The organism is Bartonella tribocorum CIP 105476 (assembly GCF_000196435.1).
Lineage (GTDB): Bacteria > Pseudomonadota > Alphaproteobacteria > Rhizobiales > Rhizobiaceae > Bartonella > Bartonella tribocorum.
This window is the reverse complement of sequence record NC_010161.1, coordinates 1,280,592-1,300,363: the sequence shown is the minus strand read 5'-3', so window position 1 is coordinate 1,300,363 and position 19,772 is coordinate 1,280,592. Positions and strand designations below refer to the sequence as shown.

15 protein-coding genes are annotated in these 19,772 nt (G+C 38.1%); all 15 read left to right on the top strand.

Annotated features, from left to right (window positions below; genetic code table 11):
- The first annotated feature begins 18 nt into the window (after positions 1-18).
- The 15 genes from nuoG to mfd all read left to right on the top strand — a co-directional run bounded on the left by nuoG (position 19) and on the right by mfd (position 19,494).
- Positions 19-2,088 carry an NADH-quinone oxidoreductase subunit NuoG gene (gene nuoG, locus BTR_RS05755; protein ID WP_012231783.1) on the top strand — a complete coding sequence of 690 codons (2,070 nt, stop codon included), beginning with the start codon at positions 19-21 and terminating at the stop codon, positions 2,086-2,088.
- A 22-nt stretch (positions 2,089-2,110) separates the two neighbouring features.
- Positions 2,111-3,157 carry an NADH-quinone oxidoreductase subunit NuoH gene (gene nuoH, locus BTR_RS05750; protein WP_012231782.1) on the top strand — a complete coding sequence of 349 codons (1,047 nt, stop codon included), beginning with the start codon at positions 2,111-2,113 and terminating at the stop codon, positions 3,155-3,157.
- 14 nt (positions 3,158-3,171) lie between these two features.
- A complete protein-coding gene (gene nuoI, locus BTR_RS05745; RefSeq protein ID WP_004860049.1) occupies positions 3,172-3,663 on the top strand; it encodes an NADH-quinone oxidoreductase subunit NuoI in 492 nt (163 codons plus the stop codon).
- A 96-nt stretch (positions 3,664-3,759) separates the two neighbouring features.
- Complete coding sequence (locus BTR_RS05740) at positions 3,760-4,380, top strand: NADH-quinone oxidoreductase subunit J (protein ID WP_012231781.1); 621 nt, start codon at positions 3,760-3,762, stop codon at positions 4,378-4,380.
- A 14-nt stretch (positions 4,381-4,394) separates the two neighbouring features.
- Positions 4,395-4,703: an NADH-quinone oxidoreductase subunit NuoK gene (gene nuoK, locus BTR_RS05735; RefSeq protein ID WP_012231780.1), complete on the top strand. Its 309-nt coding sequence runs from the start codon at positions 4,395-4,397 to the stop codon at positions 4,701-4,703.
- 6 nt (positions 4,704-4,709) lie between these two features.
- Positions 4,710-6,677, top strand: a complete 1,968-nt coding sequence (gene nuoL / locus BTR_RS05730) for an NADH-quinone oxidoreductase subunit L (protein ID WP_012231779.1) — start codon at positions 4,710-4,712, stop codon at positions 6,675-6,677.
- Positions 6,674-8,143: an NADH-quinone oxidoreductase subunit M gene (locus BTR_RS05725; RefSeq protein WP_012231778.1), complete on the top strand. Its 1,470-nt coding sequence runs from the start codon at positions 6,674-6,676 to the stop codon at positions 8,141-8,143. The genes nuoL and BTR_RS05725 overlap by 4 nt, the downstream gene beginning before the upstream one ends.
- Positions 8,144-8,160: 17 nt before the next feature.
- The gene (nuoN, locus tag BTR_RS05720) at positions 8,161-9,615 is read left to right on the top strand and encodes an NADH-quinone oxidoreductase subunit NuoN (RefSeq protein ID WP_012231777.1); all 1,455 of its coding nucleotides are present in this window, start codon (positions 8,161-8,163) and stop codon (positions 9,613-9,615) included.
- A complete protein-coding gene (locus BTR_RS05715) occupies positions 9,615-10,424 on the top strand; it encodes a biotin--[acetyl-CoA-carboxylase] ligase (RefSeq protein WP_012231776.1) in 810 nt (269 codons plus the stop codon). Before nuoN ends, BTR_RS05715 begins: the two co-directional genes overlap by 1 nt.
- 46 nt (positions 10,425-10,470) lie before the next feature.
- A complete protein-coding gene (locus BTR_RS05710; RefSeq protein ID WP_012231775.1) occupies positions 10,471-12,147 on the top strand; it encodes a ribonuclease J in 1,677 nt (558 codons plus the stop codon).
- A gap of 201 nt (positions 12,148-12,348) precedes the next feature.
- Positions 12,349-13,674 (top strand): proline--tRNA ligase, encoded by a 1,326-nt coding sequence (gene proS, locus BTR_RS05705; RefSeq protein WP_012231774.1) that lies wholly within the window; start codon positions 12,349-12,351, stop codon positions 13,672-13,674.
- A gap of 11 nt (positions 13,675-13,685) precedes the next feature.
- Positions 13,686-14,954: a lipoprotein-releasing ABC transporter permease subunit gene (locus BTR_RS05700; protein ID WP_012231773.1), complete on the top strand. Its 1,269-nt coding sequence runs from the start codon at positions 13,686-13,688 to the stop codon at positions 14,952-14,954.
- Positions 14,954-15,634, top strand: a complete 681-nt coding sequence (locus BTR_RS05695; RefSeq protein ID WP_012231772.1) for an ABC transporter ATP-binding protein — start codon at positions 14,954-14,956, stop codon at positions 15,632-15,634. Before BTR_RS05700 ends, BTR_RS05695 begins: the two co-directional genes overlap by 1 nt.
- A gap of 66 nt (positions 15,635-15,700) precedes the next feature.
- A complete protein-coding gene (locus BTR_RS05690; RefSeq protein WP_012231771.1) occupies positions 15,701-15,988 on the top strand; it encodes an FAD assembly factor SdhE in 288 nt (95 codons plus the stop codon).
- A gap of 5 nt (positions 15,989-15,993) precedes the next feature.
- Entirely contained in the window at positions 15,994-19,494 is a 3,501-nt protein-coding gene (mfd, locus tag BTR_RS05685; RefSeq protein ID WP_012231770.1) for a transcription-repair coupling factor, read from the top strand.
- Positions 19,495-19,772 lie beyond the last annotated feature (278 nt).

The following is a 19,772-nucleotide window of genomic DNA, read 5'->3' as shown; positions in this document are numbered from 1 at the left end:
CCGCAGGTTGGATGGGTGATGATAAATATCAAAGTTGATGGCAAAGAGATTGAAGTCCCTGATTACTACACGTTGCTTCAGGCTGCTGAGGCGGCTGGAGCAGAAATTCCACGTTTTTGTTTTCATGAGTCTTTATCAATTGCTGGCAATTGTCGCATGTGTTTGGTTGAGGTCAAGGGTGGTCCTCCAAAACCTCAGGCTTCTTGTGCGATGGGGGTTCGTGATTTACGGGTAGGGCCTAACGGTGAAGCACCAGAAATTTTTACCAATACGGCGATGGTAAAAAAAGCACGCGAAGGGGTTATGGAATTTCTTCTCATTAATCATCCTTTGGATTGTCCAGTGTGCGATCAAGGTGGAGAATGCGATCTTCAAGATCAAGCAATGCTTTATGGGCGAGATTGTTCTCGTTATACAGAAAATAAACGTGCTGTAGAAGATAAATATATTGGGCCTCTTGTCAAAACTGTTATGACACGGTGTATTCATTGCACACGGTGTGTTCGTTTTACAACGGAAGTCGCAGGTATTTCTGAGCTTGGTTTGATCGGTCGTGGTGAAGATGCTGAAATTACGACATATCTTGAAAAAGCTATGACATCTGAATTACAGGGAAATGTTATTGATCTTTGTCCAGTGGGAGCTTTAACTTCAAAACCTTACGCATTTCATGCACGTCCGTGGGAATTGGTGAAAACGGAATCAATTGATGTGATGGATGCCCTTGGCAGTGCTATTCGTATTGATAGTCGCGGCCGTGAAGTGATGCGGATTATGCCGCGTACGAATGAAGATGTAAATGAGGAATGGATCTCTGATAAAACGCGTTTTATTTGGGATGGATTACGGACACAGCGGCTTGATAGACCCTATGTACGTAAAGACGGAAAACTTCAACCTGTCAGTTGGGAAGAAGCTTTTACAAAAATTAAAACCGTCGTTTCTAAAATCTTACCAGAAAAAATTGGAGCTATTGCTGGAGATCTTGCTTCTGTTGAAGAAATGTATGCCCTTAAAGCATTACTGCTCTCGTTGGGGTCAAAACTCTTTGATTGTCGTCAAAAAGGGATTGCTTTATCGCCAGAGTTTGGGCGTTCGAGCTATATTTTTAATCCTACAATTGCGGGAATTGAACAAGCTGATGCTCTACTTATTGTGGGCTCTAATCCACGCCATGAAGCTGCTGTTTTAAATGCGCGTATTTTAAAGCGCCAACGAATGGGAAATTTTCCTATCGCGCTTATTGGAGAGGAAGTCGATTTACGTTATCCTTATTTTTATCTTGGAGCTGGGAGTGATGCATTAAATGCACTTATTCGTGGAGAGGGTGCTTTTTTAAATGTCTTAAAAGAAGCAAAGAGACCTCTTATTCTTATCGGAGAGGGAGCAATTTCAGGAAATGAAGGATTATCTGTTTTAAAAACTCTTGCTAAATTAGCTGATAATATTGGTGCTCTTAGTGAAGAATGGAATGGATTTGGGGTGCTTCATAATGCAGCATCGACCGTTGGAGGGTTGGACATAGGTTTTATATCTCAACTTGGGGTTGCAAATATTCTTAAAACCTGTGAAGTTTTATTTTTGCTTGGTGCTGATGAAGTGGAATTGGCCAATATAAAAGCTTTTAAAGTTTATATTGGTAGTCATGGTGATAATGGTGCACATGCTGCTGATGTTATTTTGCCTGCATCGGCCTACACAGAAAAATCAGGGCTTTATGTGAATACAGAAGGGCGTGTTCAAATGACAAATCGGGCTGGTTTTGCTCCAGGTGAAGCAAAAGAAGATTGGGCTATTTTGCGTGCCTTATCGGATGTTTTAGGACAAAGGCTCCCCTTTGATTCTCTCTCTCAATTAAGACAATGTTTGTTTAATGATTATCCACATCTTGATGCGGTTGATGATATAATGCCTTCTGATATAAGTGATCTTAAGGCGCTTGGTTCAAAAATAGTTTGTCTAGAGAGTCAAACATTTACTTCTATGGTTAAAGACTTTTATTTGACAAATCCGATAGCACGTGCTTCTGCCGTTATGGCTGAATGTTCATCTCTTGCAAAAAGCCGTGCTATGCAAGCTGTAGAGTAAGGGCAAAAGAAAAGGAATAATGATGTATGATTTCTTTATGACTTGGCTGTTGCCATTCCTTATTATCGTTGGAAAAACACTTCTTCTTTTGGTCGTTCTGTTGGTTTTAGTTGCTTATCTTCTCTATGCGGATAGAAAGATTTGGGCTGCGGTACAATTGCGGCGTGGTCCCAATGTTGTTGGTCCGTGGGGATTACTGCAGTCTTTTGCAGATTTAATTAAATTTGTTGTGAAAGAACCTATTATCCCAGCAGGTGCAAATAAGGGGGTTTTTCTTTTAGCTCCTTTTGTTTCAGCGACACTTGCTTTATCAACTTGGGCTGTTATTCCTGTCAGCGAGGGCTGGGAGGTTGCGAAGATTAATGTCGGCTTGCTTTACATTTTAGCCATTTCATCTCTTGAAGTTTATGGCGTTATTATGGGAGGATGGGCATCAAATTCAAAATATCCTTTCTTGGGAGCTCTGCGTTCGGCGGCACAAATGGTTTCTTATGAAGTTTCCATTGGTTTTGTACTGGTAACCGTTATTTTAATAAGTGGTTCGTTGGATCTCACAACAATTGTTCTTAAACAAGGTCAAGGTCTTGGTACAACTCTAGGTCTTCCTTTTAACAGTTTTCTCGATTGGAATTGGTTGGTCCTTTTTCCAATGTTTATTATATTTTTTATCTCCGCGCTTGCAGAGACAAACCGTCCTCCATTCGATTTGGTGGAAGCGGAGTCTGAGCTTGTTGCTGGTCATATGGTAGAATACTCTTCAACGCCTTACATGCTCTTCTTTCTTGGTGAGTATGTTGCTATTGTTTTAATGTGCGCATTAACAACCATTCTGTTTTTAGGTGGTTGGCTTCCTCCCTTGGATGTCTGGTGGCTTAATTGGATTCCTGGTGTTATTTGGTTTGTTTTAAAAGTCTGTTTTGTATTTTTTTGGTTTGCTATCGTTAAAGCATTTGTTCCACGCTATCGCTATGATCAACTCATGCGGCTTGGTTGGAAGGTTTTTCTTCCTCTCTCGCTAGCGATGGTTGTGATAACTGCGGCGTTTTTAAAATTTACGAATTTTGTTTAAAAGGAGATTTTACGATGTCAGGTTTTATTCAGGCGGCAAAGTCACTCCTTCTATTAGAATTTGTGAGCGCTTTTTTCTTAGCTATGCGTCAATTTTTTTCGCCAAAGCCTACGATTAATTATCCTTATGAAAAGGGTTTTGTGTCTCAGCGTTTTCGTGGTGAACATGCACTGCGTCGCTATCCGAATGGTGAAGAACGGTGTATTGCTTGTAAATTGTGTGAAGCAATTTGCCCCGCACAAGCGATTACAATTGAAGCGGGTCCGCGACGGAATGATGGCACACGGAGAACAGTTCGTTATGATATTGATATGGTTAAATGTATTTACTGCGGTTTTTGTCAAGAAGCTTGTCCAGTAGAAGCGATTGTTGAAGGTCCAAATTTTGAATTTGCAACAGAAACGCGTGAAGAACTCTATTATGATAAAGAAAAGCTTTTAATGAATGGAGATCGTTGGGAGCGAGAAATTGCTCGAAATATATTGATGGATGCGCCTTATCGTTAAGTGTATCGTTAAATGAGGTGTCGGATAATTTTCCGATAAATTGTAATCTGGTATGAAAGTTTTGTACCAATTGTTTGGATAATTAAGGAGAAGCCTATGCTAACAGATCTAGCGGCGGCATTTTTCTATTTGTTTGCTTTTATTATGCTAACAAGTGCAGTGATTGTTATTACAGCACGCAATCCTGTGCATTCTGTTTTGTTTTTAATCCTTGCATTTTTTAATGCAGCGGCTTTATTTTTGCTTGCAGGAGCAGAGTTTTTGGGGTTTATTCTGCTTGTTGTTTATGTTGGAGCTGTCGCTGTTTTATTTTTATTTGTCGTTATGATGCTGGATGTTGATTTTGCTGAGTTAAAGAGTGGGACTCTTCGATATGCACCTATTGGAGCTCTTATCGGCGTTATTATTGCTATCGAGTTGATTATTGTTTTTGTGAGTAGCCATTTTTCTCCAGTCTTAAGAACACATGTTACGCAACCAATGCCTGACTTAGGGCAGCGAACAAACACACAGGCATTAGGGGATATTCTCTATACGGATTATGTTTTTTATTTTCAAATTGCTGGGATAATTTTATTGGTTGCAATGATTGGTGCTATTGTTTTAACACTTCGTCATAAATCAGGCGTAAAGCGACAATCTATTGCGAAGCAAGTTTCTAGAACGGTAGAAAGTGCTATTGAAATCAAGCAAGTTGAATCAGGTAAAGGTATTTAAGGGGGGCTATAGATATGTATATTGATATTACGCATTATCTCACTGTTTCTGCTTTGATGTTTACAATTGGTATTGCTGGAATTTTTCTCAACAGAAAAAATGTGATTATTATCTTGATGTCCATTGAGCTTATATTACTCTCAGTTAATATTAATTTTGTTGCATTTTCAGCATTTCTTCATGATCTCGTTGGTCAGATATTCGCTTTATTTGTTTTAACCGTAGCAGCTGCTGAAGCGGCTATTGGTTTAGCAATTCTTGTCGTTTTTTTCCGTAATCGTGGTTCCATTGCAGTTGAAGATGTTAACGTAATGAAAGGCTAACCAGTGATGTATTATACGATTGTCTTTCTTCCGCTTTTGGGTTTTCTCATTGCCGCGCTAGGCGGAAAAACGATAGGAGATCGTGCGAGTGAATTGATAACATGTAGCTTTATGGTGATTGTTGCCATATTGTCGTGGATAGCATTTTTCAATCTTGCACTTGGTCATACTCCAGCAATTGATGTATTAGTATTACATTGGCTCGCTGTTGGTAATTTAAGTTTTAATTGGGCTTTCCATATTGATACATTAACAGCTGTCATGCTTATTGTTGTAAACAGTGTTTCGGCATTGGTGCATATTTATTCAATTGGTTATATGCACCATGATCCTTCAAGGTCCCGTTTTTTTTCTTATCTTTCTTTGTTTACATTTATGATGCTTATGTTGGTGACATCCAATAATTTGATTCAGATGTTTTTTGGCTGGGAAGGTGTAGGACTTGCTTCTTATTTGCTTATAGGTTTTTGGTTTCAGCGCGATTCTGCGAATAAGGCTGCAATGAAAGCTTTTGTGGTCAATCGTGTTGGAGATTTTGGTTTTCTCTTAGGAATATTTAGTATTTTTGTTTTATTCCAATCGGTTGATTTTGCCTCTATTTTTGCAAAAGCTGCAGACAGTAGCTTTATACAAAATATGACATTTTTAGGTTGGCAGCTTGATGGACAGGCGGCACTTACCATTACATGTCTTTTATTATTTATTGGTGCGATGGGAAAATCAGCACAATTTCTTTTACATACTTGGCTTCCTGATGCGATGGAGGGACCAACCCCTGTATCAGCGCTTATTCATGCCGCTACAATGGTAACGGCAGGTGTTTTTATGGTTGCGCGTATGTCGCCAATTTTTGAACTATCTTCAATTGCTTTGACCGTGATTATTATTGTTGGAGCTACAACGGCATTTTTTGCAGCAACTGTGGGGTTGGTGCAGAATGATATTAAACGTGTTATTGCTTATTCTACATGTTCTCAACTTGGGTATATGTTTGTGGCATTAGGTATTGGGGCTTATGGTGCTGCTGTCTTTCATCTTTTTACCCATGCTTTTTTTAAAGCCTTACTGTTTCTTGGTGCGGGCTCTGTCATTCATGCTGTATCTGATGAACAAGATATGCGAAAAATGGGTGGGTTACGCAAGCATATAAAGGTCACGTATTGGATGATGATGGTCGGGACCATTGCATTGACCGGTGTTGGAATACCAGGAACACTTTTCGGGACGGCTGGTTTTTTCTCAAAAGATGCAATTATAGAGTCTGCTTTTGCATCCCATAATATTGCTTCAGGATATGCTTTTTATCTTCTTGTTTTTGCTGCTTTATTGACGAGCTTTTATTCATGGCGGCTTATCTTTATGACATTTCATGGAAAACCACGGGCAACTGCTGATGTTATGCATCATGTTCATGAATCGCCTCCAGTGATGTTAATTCCACTCTTTATTTTATCGATTGGAGCAATATTTGCTGGTGTCGTTTTCCAACCTTACTTTTTTGGTGACCTCTATGATGCTTTTTGGAAGGGAGCATTGTTTACAAGCAGCCACAATCATATTCTTCATGATGCTCACCATGTCTTTAATTGGGTGAAATGGTCACCATTTATAGCAATGGTTCTTGGGTTCATGTTCGCCTACTTATTTTATATCTCTTTTCCATCTCTTCCCAAGAAAGTGGCTCGTATTATGCCGGGAGTGTATCACTTTCTTTACCAAAAATGGTATTTCGATCAATTGTATAACTTTTTATTTGTTCGTCCGACCTTTAGAATTGGTTCCTTTCTTTGGAAAGTAGGAGACGGTAAAATTATTGATGGTCTAGGTCCGAATGGTATTGCAGCACGTGTTATTGATATTACAAACAGAGTTGTTCGAATACAGACGGGCTATCTTTATCACTATGCATTTGCAATGCTTATAGGCATTGCATTGCTCATTACATGGATGATGATCGGGGGCGCAAACCAATGATTGATTGGCCTATTCTTTCTACGGTTACATTTTTGCCGCTTGTTGGTGTGCTTCTGATTTTGTTCATCAAAGATGATAGTGAAGTTGCGCGCCATAATATACGGAATGTCGCATTTTTTACGACGATATTTGTTTTTATTATCTCTTTAATTATTTGGATAGGGTTTGATTCTACCAATCCAAATTTTCAAATGGTTGAAAAATTCAATTGGCTAGGGAATGGCATTAGCTATCATATGGGGGTTGATGGCATTTCTATCCTTTTTATTGTTCTCTCGGCTTTTCTTTTGCCTTTCTGTATTTTAGCGAGTTGGGAGAATGTTAAAGAGAGATTAAAAGCTTATATGATTGCTTTTCTTCTTCTTGAAGTTGCAATTATTGGAGTCTTTTGTGCTCTTGACGCAATATTATTTTATGTTTTTTTTGAAGGTAGCCTCATTCCAATGTTTATCATTATAGGGGTGTGGGGTGGAGCGCGTCGTGTTTATGCAAGTATCAAGTTTTTCTTATATACTTTACTGGGGTCAGTACTTATGCTGGTTGCTCTTATGGCTATGTATTGGCAAGCTGGAACACTTGATATACCAACTTTACTCAATTATCAGTTTCCTGCTCATATGCAAATGTGGTTATGGCTTGCGTTTTTTGCTTCTTTTGCTGTTAAAATGCCAATGTGGCCAGTTCATACTTGGCTTCCTGATGCGCACGTGGAGGCACCGACAGCAGGTTCTGTTATTTTAGCCGGTGTCTTACTTAAATTAGGTGGGTATGGTTTTCTTCGTTTTTCTTTACCTATGTTTCCTATCGCTTCAGCAGATTTTGCACCTTTTGTTTTTACATTATCGCTTATCGCTATTATTTATACCTCATTGGTTGCACTTGTTCAAAGTGACATCAAAAAACTTATTGCATATTCCTCAATAGCGCATATGGGATATGTAACGATGGGTATTTTTGCTGCGAATGAACAGGGGATACAAGGGGCGATTTATCAAATGCTGTCGCACGGAATTGTTTCCGCAGCTTTATTTCTTTGTGTTGGGGTGATCTATGATCGCTTGCATACGCGTGAAATTTCAGCATTTGGTGGTTTAGTAAATAATATGCCTAAATATGCTGTTGTGTTCTTGATTTTCACCATGGCAAATGTTGGACTCCCTGGAACTTCAGGATTTTTGGGTGAATTTTTAACCTTAATAGGTGTTTTTCAAGTGAATAAATTGATTGTTGTTTTAGCGACAACAGGCGTTATCTTGTCAGCAGCTTATGCTCTTTATCTTTATCGGCGCGTGGTTTTTGGCTCCTTGGATAAAGAAAATTTAAAAGTACTGATAGATCTCTCTTCAAGGGAAAAATTTATTCTTTATCCGATGGTTATTCTTATAATATTCTTTGGTATCTATCCAACGCCACTTCTTAAAGTGACGGCGTTTTCCGTAGAAGCCCTCATCAATAAACTACACTAGATAAGGGAAGAATTCTTATGCAAAGTGAAATAATAACACAATTAGTCTTAATTCTTCCGGAGGTTTTAATTGCATTAGGAGCAATCATGTTACTTGTGATTGGTGTTTATTCCAATGCACGTGCTTCTTTAACAGTGACAGGTTTAGCCATCGCTCTTCTTGTGGCAACCATTATTATTCTCATTGTTTTTCCGAAAAGTGGTTTATTTCAAACCAATGCCCTCATTATTGATTCCTTTGGTCGTTATATGAAAATTTTAATGCTCATTGGTGCACTCTTTTCTCTTATTATATCTGTTGGTTTCACCAATGCGCAAAAGTTTAATATATTTGAATTTCCAGTGCTTGTTCTTTTAGCAACTCTTGGCATGATGTTTATGATTTCAGCAGGTAATATGCTATCGCTTTATATGGGGTTAGAACTACAATCTTTAGCTTTATATGTTTTAGCAGCGATTAATCGTAATAATGTAAAATCTTCTGAAGCTGGTATAAAATATTTTGTTTTAGGAGCATTATCTTCAGGGTTACTGCTTTATGGTATTTCTTTGCTTTATGGTTTTACCGGTCAAATTGGTTTTCACGAAATTGCTCTTGCTTTAAAAGGTGAAAATTTACAATTAGGGGTTATTTTTGGAATTGTTTTTATTTTAGCTGGTTTGGCTTTCAAAATTTCTGCTGTTCCATTTCATATGTGGACACCTGATGTTTACGAAGGTGCCCCAACACCGATTACAGCATTTTTTGCTGGAGCGCCTAAAGTCGCTGCAATGGCCTTAATCATCCGTATTATTGTGATGACCTTCATTCCCCTAGGGCATGTTGATAGTGCGATGCCAGCATGGCAACAAATTTTGATCTTCATGGCACTTGCATCAATGATACTTGGTGCGTTTGCTGCAATTGGTCAAAATAATATTAAGCGTTTAATGGCTTATTCGTCGATCAGTCATATGGGGTATGCACTTGTTGGTTTATCGGCTGGCGATATGCTAGGAATAAAAAGTGTTATTCTTTATATGACCATTTATCTTGGTGTCACTCTTGGCTCATTTGCTTTTATTCTTGGAATGCGCTCGAAGAGTGGCAATGTTGAAAATATTTATGATCTTTCAGGGTTAGCAAAGACAAATCCGTTTATGGCTATTGTCATGACAATACAGCTTTTCTCTTTAGCCAGTATACCACCTATGGCTGGTTTTTTTGGGAAGTGGTATACATTTTCTGCTGCTGTTCATGCAGGTCTGACGCCACTTGCTATTGTCGGTATGATAGCCTCCGTCATTGGAGCTTTTTACTATTTACGAGTCATTAAAATTATGTGGTTTGATGACGCAAAAGCGCATTTCGTTGTTTTATCAACAGAGCTTCAGTCTTGTCTTGGTCTTTCTGCATTATTTATTTTATTTTACACCTTTTTTGGAATTTGGTTTGCTGAATTAGCAGAAAAAGCAGCAGCCGCATTGTTTTAATGAATATGGTTTACATTTTATCAGATTTCGCACAGAAACAAGGATACACTGTTGAATCGTACGAAAGTGTTGATTCCACAAATCTCATTGCGCAACGAAAAGCGCAAACTGGTCATCAAGGTTATCTTTGGATTGTTGCACAAGAACAATCACAGGGAAGAGCGAGAAGAGGGAGGACTTGGTCTAGTCCAAAAGGGAACCTTTATTCTAGTCTATTGTTAATTGATGATATTGTTCATCAAACTGCTGCTCAGCTTGGTTTTGTTGCTGGAGTAAGTGTGGCAGAGGCAATAAAACAATTTATAAAAGATGAAAAGCAATCAAACAATATTGTGAGCTTAAAATGGCCCAACGATATTTTGCTCAGAGGAGCGAAAAGCTCTGGAGTTTTGCTCGAGATTTTACAATTGCCATCACAACAATATGCTTTGGTTATTGGTATTGGAATAAATGTGAAATATAATTATGAAGATGCACCCTATCCCACTTCCAGCTTACAGAATATCGGTTTGCATGTTGAGGCAGAACAGTTATTTACGGTTTTGACAGAATCTTTTTCTAGAAATTACCTTCTTTGGAAACAACCCAAAGGATGTGAAATAATCCGAAATAAATGGCTTTTATATTCTGCTCACCTTGGAAAACATGTCAAAGTAGTAAATGATGAAAAAATCATTGAGGGTATTTTTGATGGTCTTGATTGTGATTTTAACTGCATCATAAAACAAAAAAATGGTCAGACAGCTATTATAACAGCTGGAGATGTTCATTTTGGTTCAGCTGCTTCTGTTAATGCAGGTCGTTATTAAAAAATTATTTTATCATCAGATTATCTTAATGATTTGGGAGATGTTTATGGTTGCAACCAATAGATGTGAATTTGTTTTTTTACCTCTGGGAGGTGTAGGTGAAATAGGAATGAATTTGGCGGCTTATGGATTTGGCTCCCAAAATCTTCGTGAATGGTTGCTTGTTGATATGGGCGTTAGTTTTGCTGGTTCTGAATTACCAGGAGTTGATCTTATTCTCCCTGATATTCGTTTTCTAGAAAGTGAAAAACACAATATACGTGGTCTTGTTTTAACACATGCACATGAAGATCATTATGGGGCTGTTCTCGATTTATGGCCAAAGTTACAAGTTCCACTTTACTGTACAGCTTTTACGGCAGGGTTATTGGAAAGTAAAAGGCAATCAGATTTTGAATCTCGTAAAATGTCATTCAATATTTTTCAAGCAGGCAATTGTTTTCAGGTTGGTCCCTTTGCCATAGAAGCTATTGCTGTTAACCATTCGATACCAGAATCTGTATCTTTAGCCATTACAACGTCTTTGGGGACTGTGGTTCATACTGGTGATTGGAAAATTGATCATACCCCTTCACTTGGGGCTGTAACGGATGAAAAAAGATTTCGAGCTTTAGGCAATAAAGGTGTTTTAGCATTGCTTTGTGATTCCACAAACGCGTGTCGGGATGGTATATCTCCATCAGAGCAGCAGGTTCAAACCAGTCTTTCTGAGATTATTTCGAAAGCTGAAGGGCGTGTTGCAATAGCAACTTTTGCTTCTAATATTGGTCGGATACGTTCTATTGCTCTTGCCGCTGAAGCTGCTGGGCGTAAGGTGCTTATCATTGGGCGCTCCCTTAAGCGAAGTATTATGATTGCACAAGAGCTTGGTTATATGGATGGGTTAGCGCCATTTGTAACGGAAGATGATTATGGTTACATCCCACGAAAAGAACTTGTTTTAATTGTCACAGGGAGCCAAGGTGAGCCATGTGCTGCTTTGGCTAAACTGTCACGGGAGGGAATGAGGAATATTGCGCTTTCCACTGGTGATACTGTTATTTATTCATCACGAAGTATTCCAGGAAACGAAAAAGCGATTATTGAGGTACAAAATCGTTTCATTGATTTGGGTATTGAAGTTATTACGAATGAAGATGCACTTGTTCATGTTTCAGGTCATCCCCGTCGTTCAGAACTTTTACAGATGTATGATTGGATAAAGCCACACATACTTGTTCCTGTCCATGGTGAGGCGATACATCTTACTGCTCAAGCCGCTTTAGCACGTCAAGCAGGTATTAAAGTTGTTAGAGATATTAGAAATGGTAATATGCTGCGTCTTGCACCAGCGCCTGTAGAAGTTATTGATCAAGTGCCTGTTGTCCGTATTTATAAGGATGGCTGTCTTCTTGGAGATGAGTATGAGCTAGGAATTCGTGAACGTAGAAAATTAAGTTATGCTGGTCATGTTGCTGTTTCTCTCCATATGAATAGCAAACATGAGTTATTAGATGATATCGGTCTAAGCATGTTTGGACTCCCTGAGAGTAATGGAAAGGGGGAAAGTTTGAAAGACATTCTTTTAGATACTGTAGAAAATACAGTTTATAACATCCCACACATGAAACGAAAAAATAATGAACTTATTCAAGAGGCAACACGACGTGCAGTGAGAGCGGCTGTTGATGAAATTTGGCAAAAAAAACCTCTCTGTACAGTTTTTTTACATCGATCAAAATAAAGCATTTCCATTACGTTATTTAAAAAGAGAAGGGTATTTTTGATTTTATTGCTCAATAAGAAAAATAGAGAATAAAGCACAACAAATTTCTAAACAATAAGAGCGTTATGTTTGCAAGTGTTCAGAATATGGCTATAGATGAATAGAGGGTATATTAAATTGTTCCAATATGATAGATCTGTGTAGGAGTTAATTATTTCAATGCGTCTTTCTCAATATTTCCTTCCTCTTTTAAAAGAGAATCCTAAAGAAGCAGAAATTGTTTCTCATCGCTTCATGTTGCGTGCTGGGATGATTCGACAACAAACATCAGGGATTTATTCTTGGCTTCCTTTGGGAAAAAAAGTGCTTGATAAAGTTTGTAAAATTATTCGTGAAGAGCAAGAACGTGCTGGTGCAATAGAAATATTGATGCCTACAATTCAATCCGCTGATCTTTGGCGTGAAAGCGGTCGTTATGATGATTACGGTTTGGAAATGCTCCGCATTAAAGATCGTCAAAAGCGTGATTTACTTTATGGTCCAACCAATGAAGAGATGGTGACGGATATTTTTCGTTCCTATGTTCGTTCTTATAAAGATCTTCCACTTAATTTGTACCATATTCAATGGAAATTTCGTGATGAAATTCGCCCACGTTTTGGTGTGATGCGGGCACGAGAATTTTTAATGAAAGATGCTTATTCTTTTGATCTTGATTATGAAGGCTCTAAAACATCTTATAATCGTATGTTTGTGGCTTATTTACGCACTTTTTCGCGCCTCGGCTTAAAAGCCATTCCCATGCGTGCAGATACAGGTCCAATAGGGGGGAAACTTAGTCATGAATTTATCATTTTGGCTGAAACGGGAGAGAGTGCTATTTTTTGTGATAAACAATTTCTTGAACTTAGCGTTCCCAATAGTTCAATTGATTTTAGTGATAAAGCTGTTTTAGATGATACTGTTAAACAGTGGACATCTTTTTATGCAGCGACAGAAGAAATGCATAATGAAGAAGAGTGGGCTAGACTTTCTGAAGAAAATCGTCTTTCAGCGCGTGGTATTGAAGTTGGGCATATTTTCCACTTTGGTACTAAATATTCTGCCCCAATGGAAGCAAAAGTTATGGGACAAGATGGAAAAGAGCATGTGGTCTCTATGGGGTCTTATGGGATTGGGCCTTCGCGTCTTGTTGCGGCTGCTATTGAGGCTTCTCATGATGAAAAGGGGATTATTTGGCCAAAGTCGATGGCACCGTTCGATTTTGGGATTATCAATATGAAGCCTGATGATGAAAAATGTACACAGGCATGTGAGTTTCTCTATCAGGGATTAAAGGATGCTGGTTTTGATCCATTCTTAGATGATAGAAATGAACGTCCTGGATCAAAATTTGCAACAATGGATTTGATTGGTTTGCCAACGCAAATTATTGTTGGTCCTAACAGCATTGCACACAATGAGGTTGAAATTAAAGATCGAAAAACAGGCGCAAAAAAATCTCTAAAGGTTGAAGATGTACTCAGCCAACTTTCTATACTTTAATAGGAAATGTTATGAAGAGGCTGAAAAACAAATGGTTTTCATCTTATGAGTGGATGATTGCTTTTCGTTATATGATTCCCAATAAAAAGCATGTTGTTGCATCTGTTATTTCAATTATTTCTCTTATTGGGATTATGTTGGGCGTATTCGCTTTGGTTGTTGTTATGGCGGTAATGAATGGCTTTCGTACAGAACTTCTCAATCGCATTCTTGGTATGAATGGGCATCTTATTGTTCAAACAGTCGATTCTGGCTTTTCTGATTATAAGACTCTTATTTCTTCTTTAGAAGCTACAAATGGTGTGAAGTTTGCTTTGCCTGTTATTGAGGGGCAAGCGCTTGTCCAAGGTGAAGTTCAAGGCGGCTCTGGCGCTTTAGTTCGTGGTATGCGCAAACAAGATCTAGAAAAACTTAAAACAGTCTCTCAGAACATTAAATTAGGATCGATTTCACGGTTTGATGAAGAAGAAGGTGTTGCAATTGGAAGTGGTTTAGCAGAAAAATTGGGGCTTACAGTTGGGAGAGATCTTCGTATTATTACCCCCGATGGTGATGAGACTCCTTTTGGCGTTACTCCACGTGTAAAAGCTTATAAAGTTGTTGCTATTTTTGAAGTGGGTATGTCTGAATATGATTCAATCTTTGTTTTTATGCCGCTCCATGAAGCACAAATGTTCTTTAATTTGGGAGATAAGGTTCAGTCTTTAGAATTATTTCTAAACGATCCTGATGCTGTTGATCAAATAAAACCCGTTGTAGAAAAAGCAGTTGATCAACAAGTCTATTTAATTGATTGGCGTACACGCAATCAGGCTTTTTTTTCAGCCTTACAGATTGAACGGAATGTGATGTTTTTCATTCTTTCTCTGATTGTTCTTGTTGCTGCTTTAAATATTATTTCAGGTCTTATTATGCTCGTAAAAGATAAAAGTCATGATATCGCAATTTTACGCACGATGGGTGCCCAACAGAGTGCAATTTTGCGTATATTTATCATCACAGGAATGATGATTGGTTTTATTGGAACGATATTGGGTTTAATTTTAGGTGTTATCGCGACTGTAAATATTAATCATATCCAAGACTTTATATCTTGGTTATTTAATGTCGATGTTTTTAATCCTCAACTTTATTTTTTGACAAAATTGCCTGCACAAATTGAGTGGAAACAGACAGTCTTGGTTGCTATCATGGCTTTATTTTTGTCATTTCTTGCTGCTCTTATTCCAGCATGGCGTGCTGCTAAGCTAGATCCCGTACAAGCTTTGAGGTATGAATAATGACAGCCATTTTAGAGCTTGTAGAGATTGAAAGGCGCTTTTTTGAGAGTCATAAGCCGCTCATTGTTTTAGATAAAGCGAATTTTATTCTTAATCGTGGAGAGCTTGTCGCCCTTGTTGCACCATCTGGTGCTGGAAAATCAACACTTCTTCATATTGCTGGATTATTAGAAAAACCAACAGCTGGTGATGTATTGTTACGAGGCGTTTCTTGTGCAACGCGTTCTGATAGTGAGCGAACAACTATCAGACGAAATGATATTGGTTTTGTTTATCAATTTCATCATTTACTTCCAGAATTTACGGCTTTAGAAAATGTCATGATACCGCAAATGATAGCAGGATTAAAAAAGTCCATAGCAGAAGATCGTGCGCGTAAATTATTGACGTATCTGCGTGTTTCGCATCGTGCTAACCATCGTCCCTCAGAGTTATCGGGAGGAGAACAACAACGTGTTGCTATTGCGCGTGCCGTAGCAAATGGTCCTTCGGTTCTTTTGGCTGATGAACCTACAGGAAATCTTGATCCCGTAACTTCAGCTTACGTCTTCCAAGCTTTATCTGTTCTGGTTCGTCAGTCTGGTCTTTCTGCTCTTATTGCAACACATAATTACGCTTTGGCGAAGCAAATGCATCGTCGAATTACACTTAAAGAACAAAAGATTATAGAACTTCCTTAAAGGTAAGATACAAATTTTATACAACAAATTGAATAGTTTATACTACTTTATTCAAGGAGACTTTTTATGACAGTTTTTGTCGTTGACAAAAATCAATTGGATGCGCGTCGTCGCCGGTTGATTTTTCGTGCATGGCATCGCGGTATTCGTGAAATGGATCTCATTTTTGGACATTATGTTGATGCTCATATCACAGGGATGAATGATAAAACGCTCTCTGAACTTGAATATATTATGTCTTTTGATGATCGCGACTTACTCACATGGATTACCGGAGAAATTTTACCACCTTCTGAAATTGATAGTCCACTTTTTCGTGATATTGCTAATTATCGTACTTACTTAACTTATTGATTTCGATGTCTATATTTAAAAAAATTGTCATTCCCCAAAATAATTCTGTTCATATGATTTTTGATGGCGTTACTGATGGGTTTGAAGCCTTCGCCCTTGCTCAATTAAGTTCAGAAATTGCACAAGGTAAACCACTCATCTATGTTGTTCGAGACGGAACAAAAATTTCGCATTTACGACAAGTTTTAAATTTTATTGAGCCGAATTTGCCGGTACTTCAATTTCCTGCATGGGATTGTTTACCCTATGATCGCGTGTCACCAGGAATTGCTATTATGGCACGTCGACTATCAGCATTGGCACGCATGGCCAATTTACGTCAAAATCCACATCCTGCAATTATATTAACAACAGCAAATGCAATTATGCAAAAGTTGCCTCCCCGTGAAATGATAGAAGCTCAGCTTATTCACGCACATGTTGGCCAGCGCCATAACATGGGGCATTTCATCCAATTCTTAGAAACTAATGGTTTTGAACGCGTTACGGTTGTTCGTGATGTTGGTGAGTTCGCTGTAAGAGGAGGAATACTTGATATCTTTTCTCCGATGGATGTTGAACCTTTACGTCTTGATTTTTTTGGAGATACGTTAGAAAGTATTCGCGTATTTGATCCAGAAAGTCAAAGAACAACACGCCAAAAAACTGAACTTTTATTACAAGCAATGAGTGAAGTTGTTCTCACACCAGAACGTATTAGCCGTTTTAAAAGCAATTATACGCGTACATTTGGTATATCTCAAAAAAATACCATGCTTTATGAAGCAATTGCTCAAGGTCGGCGTTTTGCTGGTATGGAACATTGGCTTCCATTTTTTTATGAACACCTTGATACTTTTTTTGACCATTGTGGCAATTTACCGCTTGTTTTTGAACATCTTATAGAAGAAGTCTTCATTGAACGCTATCGCCTTGTTGAAGACTATTATAACGCGCGTAAAGAGCGCGAAAATGATAAAGAAAATACGACTTCTTATCATCCAATAGACCCTAGTCTTCTCTATTTAACGCCAGAGCGTGTTTTGGAATGTGTGAAACAATCTTCACAGCGTATTGATTTTTCGCCTTTTAATATTCCACAAAGTTTGGAACAAACAGTTATTCACACCAATGTTAAACAGGGATATGATTTTATAAAAGAGCGTAATGCACAAGAAAAAAATGTTTTTTCAAGTGTTATTGATCATATCGCCTCTTTACGCGCTGCTGGCAAAAAAGTACTTTTAGCGTGTTGGAGTGAAGGATCTCTCAATCGTTTGGTACAAGTTCTTGATGAGCATGGATTGAAAAAAATAGATGTTGTAAAATCCTTGCAAACTGTCAAAGCAACACCACGAGATCGCATATTAGCAGCTGTTATCATGATAGAACATGGTTTTGAGGCTGAAGATTTAGCTATTATAGCAGAGCAAGATATTTTGGGCGATCGCTTCATAAGATCACCAAAGCGGCGTAAGAATAATACAAATTTTATTTCTGAGATTTCTGCTTTAAATTCGGGTGATATCGTTGTGCATATCGACCACGGTATTGGCCAATTTGTTGGTCTAAAAACTATCACAACCACCGGAATTTTGCGAGATTGCCTTGAAATCAAATATGCTGGAGGTGATTTACTCTTTTTACCTGTTGAAAATATTGAGCTTCTTTCACGTTATGGCTCAGAAGGAACAGAGGTAACTTTAGATAAATTAGGGGGTGTTGCTTGGCAAGCACGTAAAGCGCGACTTAAAAAACATTTGTTAGAAATGGCAGGGCAATTAATCCGTATAGCTGCGGAACGTGTGACCCGTGCTGCCCCTGCTTTACTTCCACCAGTTGGACTATTTGATGAATTTGTTGCATGCTTTCCTTATGAAGAAACAGAAGATCAAATAAACGCTATTGATGCCGTTTTGGATGATTTAGCCTCAGGAAAGCCAATGGATCGCTTGATATGCGGTGATGTTGGCTTTGGAAAAACCGAAGTGGCTATTCGAAGTGCTTTTGTTGCAGCATTAAATGGATATCAAGTTGCTGTTGTTGTACCGACAACTTTGCTTTCACGTCAACATTACAAGACGTTTATTTCGCGTTTTCAAGGATTACCGGTTAAAATTGGTCATGCTTCAAGGCTTGTAAAAACGAAAGAAATTGCACAAGTTAAAAAAGGTATTTCAGATGGTACAATCGATATCGTCATTGGAACCCATGCGTTATTAAGTGGTGCAATCAATTTTTTACGGTTAGGTCTTCTTATCATTGATGAGGAGCAACATTTTGGGGTAAAACACAAAGAGCGTTTAAAAGAGCTTAAAAGTGATATTCACGTTCTTACACTTTCAGCAACCCCCATACCACGAACTTTAGGATTGGCATTATCAGGAGTCCGTGAACTTTCATTAATTACCACGCCACCCGTTGATAGAATGGCGGTTCGTACTTTTATTTCACCATTTGATGCACTTGTTATACGCGAAACTTTGCTTCGAGAATATTATCGTGGTGGACAAAGTTTCTATGTTTGTCCTCGTATTTCTGATCTGGCTTTTGTAGAAGAATATCTCAAAACACATGTTCCAGAACTCAAATTTGTTATAGCTCATGGACAAATGCCGGCTGGGCAACTTGATGATATTATGAATGCATTTTACGATGGACAATACGATGTTTTGCTATCAACAACCATTATTGAATCGGGTCTTGATATTCCAACAGCCAATACATTAATTGTGCATCGCGCTGAGATGTTTGGTCTTTCTGCACTTTACCAGTTACGAGGAAGGGTAGGGCGCTCAAAACAACGTGCTTATGCACTCTTTACATTTCCTTCTGGTAAAGTTTTAACACCTGCAGCTGATCGTCGTCTTAAGGTGTTACAATCTCTTGATACATTAGGGGCAGGCTTTCAATTAGCAAGCCATGATATGGATATTCGTGGTTCAGGCAATTTTTTAGGTGAGGAACAATCAGGACATATCAAGGAAGTTGGATTTGAACTTTATCAAAAAATGCTTGAAGAAGCTGTTGCTGAATTAAAAGATGGAGAGATAAGTGAGGATAAGCAATGGTCCCCTCAAATTTCACTTGGTACAACCGTAATGATCCCAGAAAGTTTTGTGCCTGACTTATCATTACGTATGGGGCTTTACCGACGCTTGACAGAATTTGAGGATTTAAATCAGATTAATGAATTCGCGGCAGAGTTAATTGATCGCTTTGGTCCTTTACCCCTTGAAGTTCAACACATCCTTAAAGTTTTTCATATCAAAACCTTGTGTCGAAAAGCTCATGTAGAAAAATTAGATGCTGGACCAAAAGGTATAGTTATACAGTTTCGTAATAACTATTTCGCCAATAGTATGGCTCTTGTTCAGTGGGTAGGAAAACAAGGTTCAATGGCAAAAATTCGTCCAGATCAAAGTATCGCTCTTATTCGGGATTGGACTACCGTTGATGAAAGACTTATTGGAGCAGCAACGATTATGACACAGCTTGTAGAAATGGCAGAACAACATTCTGTTTAAAGTAGTTTTTCTACTTTTCAACACTATTCCTTGTTTTTATAAGATTATTCTATATAAGTATCCATTTATTATTTTTATAAAATAATATTTAAATTTACAAGCCATTTATATAGATATTTTTTGTTCTTTGCTTATAATACGCATTGATACAATGAAGAAAATAGCTTAGATGGTGCAAGCACAATAAATGGAACTTGCACATAAGAGTTTTTTGTAAGTTCTTTAAGGAAAAAATTTAAGTCAAGATAACATGCTTTCTTCATTACAAAAGTTGCTAA

Coding starts and splice junctions, on each gene's coding strand:
- BTR_RS05715 (WP_012231776.1), top strand. CDS start 9,615: ATGAATATGGTTTACATTTTATCAGATTTCGCACAGAAACAAGGATAC.
- nuoK (WP_012231780.1), top strand. CDS start 4,395: ATGTATATTGATATTACGCATTATCTCACTGTTTCTGCTTTGATGTTT.
- nuoL (WP_012231779.1), top strand. CDS start 4,710: ATGTATTATACGATTGTCTTTCTTCCGCTTTTGGGTTTTCTCATTGCC.
- BTR_RS05710 (WP_012231775.1), top strand. CDS start 10,471: ATGGTTGCAACCAATAGATGTGAATTTGTTTTTTTACCTCTGGGAGGT.
- nuoI (WP_004860049.1), top strand. CDS start 3,172: ATGTCAGGTTTTATTCAGGCGGCAAAGTCACTCCTTCTATTAGAATTT.
- nuoH (WP_012231782.1), top strand. CDS start 2,111: ATGTATGATTTCTTTATGACTTGGCTGTTGCCATTCCTTATTATCGTT.
- proS (WP_012231774.1), top strand. CDS start 12,349: ATGCGTCTTTCTCAATATTTCCTTCCTCTTTTAAAAGAGAATCCTAAA.
- BTR_RS05725 (WP_012231778.1), top strand. CDS start 6,674: ATGATTGATTGGCCTATTCTTTCTACGGTTACATTTTTGCCGCTTGTT.
- mfd (WP_012231770.1), top strand. CDS start 15,994: ATGTCTATATTTAAAAAAATTGTCATTCCCCAAAATAATTCTGTTCAT.
- nuoG (WP_012231783.1), top strand. CDS start 19: ATGATAAATATCAAAGTTGATGGCAAAGAGATTGAAGTCCCTGATTAC.
- BTR_RS05695 (WP_012231772.1), top strand. CDS start 14,954: ATGACAGCCATTTTAGAGCTTGTAGAGATTGAAAGGCGCTTTTTTGAG.
- BTR_RS05690 (WP_012231771.1), top strand. CDS start 15,701: ATGACAGTTTTTGTCGTTGACAAAAATCAATTGGATGCGCGTCGTCGC.
- BTR_RS05740 (WP_012231781.1), top strand. CDS start 3,760: ATGCTAACAGATCTAGCGGCGGCATTTTTCTATTTGTTTGCTTTTATT.
- BTR_RS05700 (WP_012231773.1), top strand. CDS start 13,686: ATGAAGAGGCTGAAAAACAAATGGTTTTCATCTTATGAGTGGATGATT.
- nuoN (WP_012231777.1), top strand. CDS start 8,161: ATGCAAAGTGAAATAATAACACAATTAGTCTTAATTCTTCCGGAGGTT.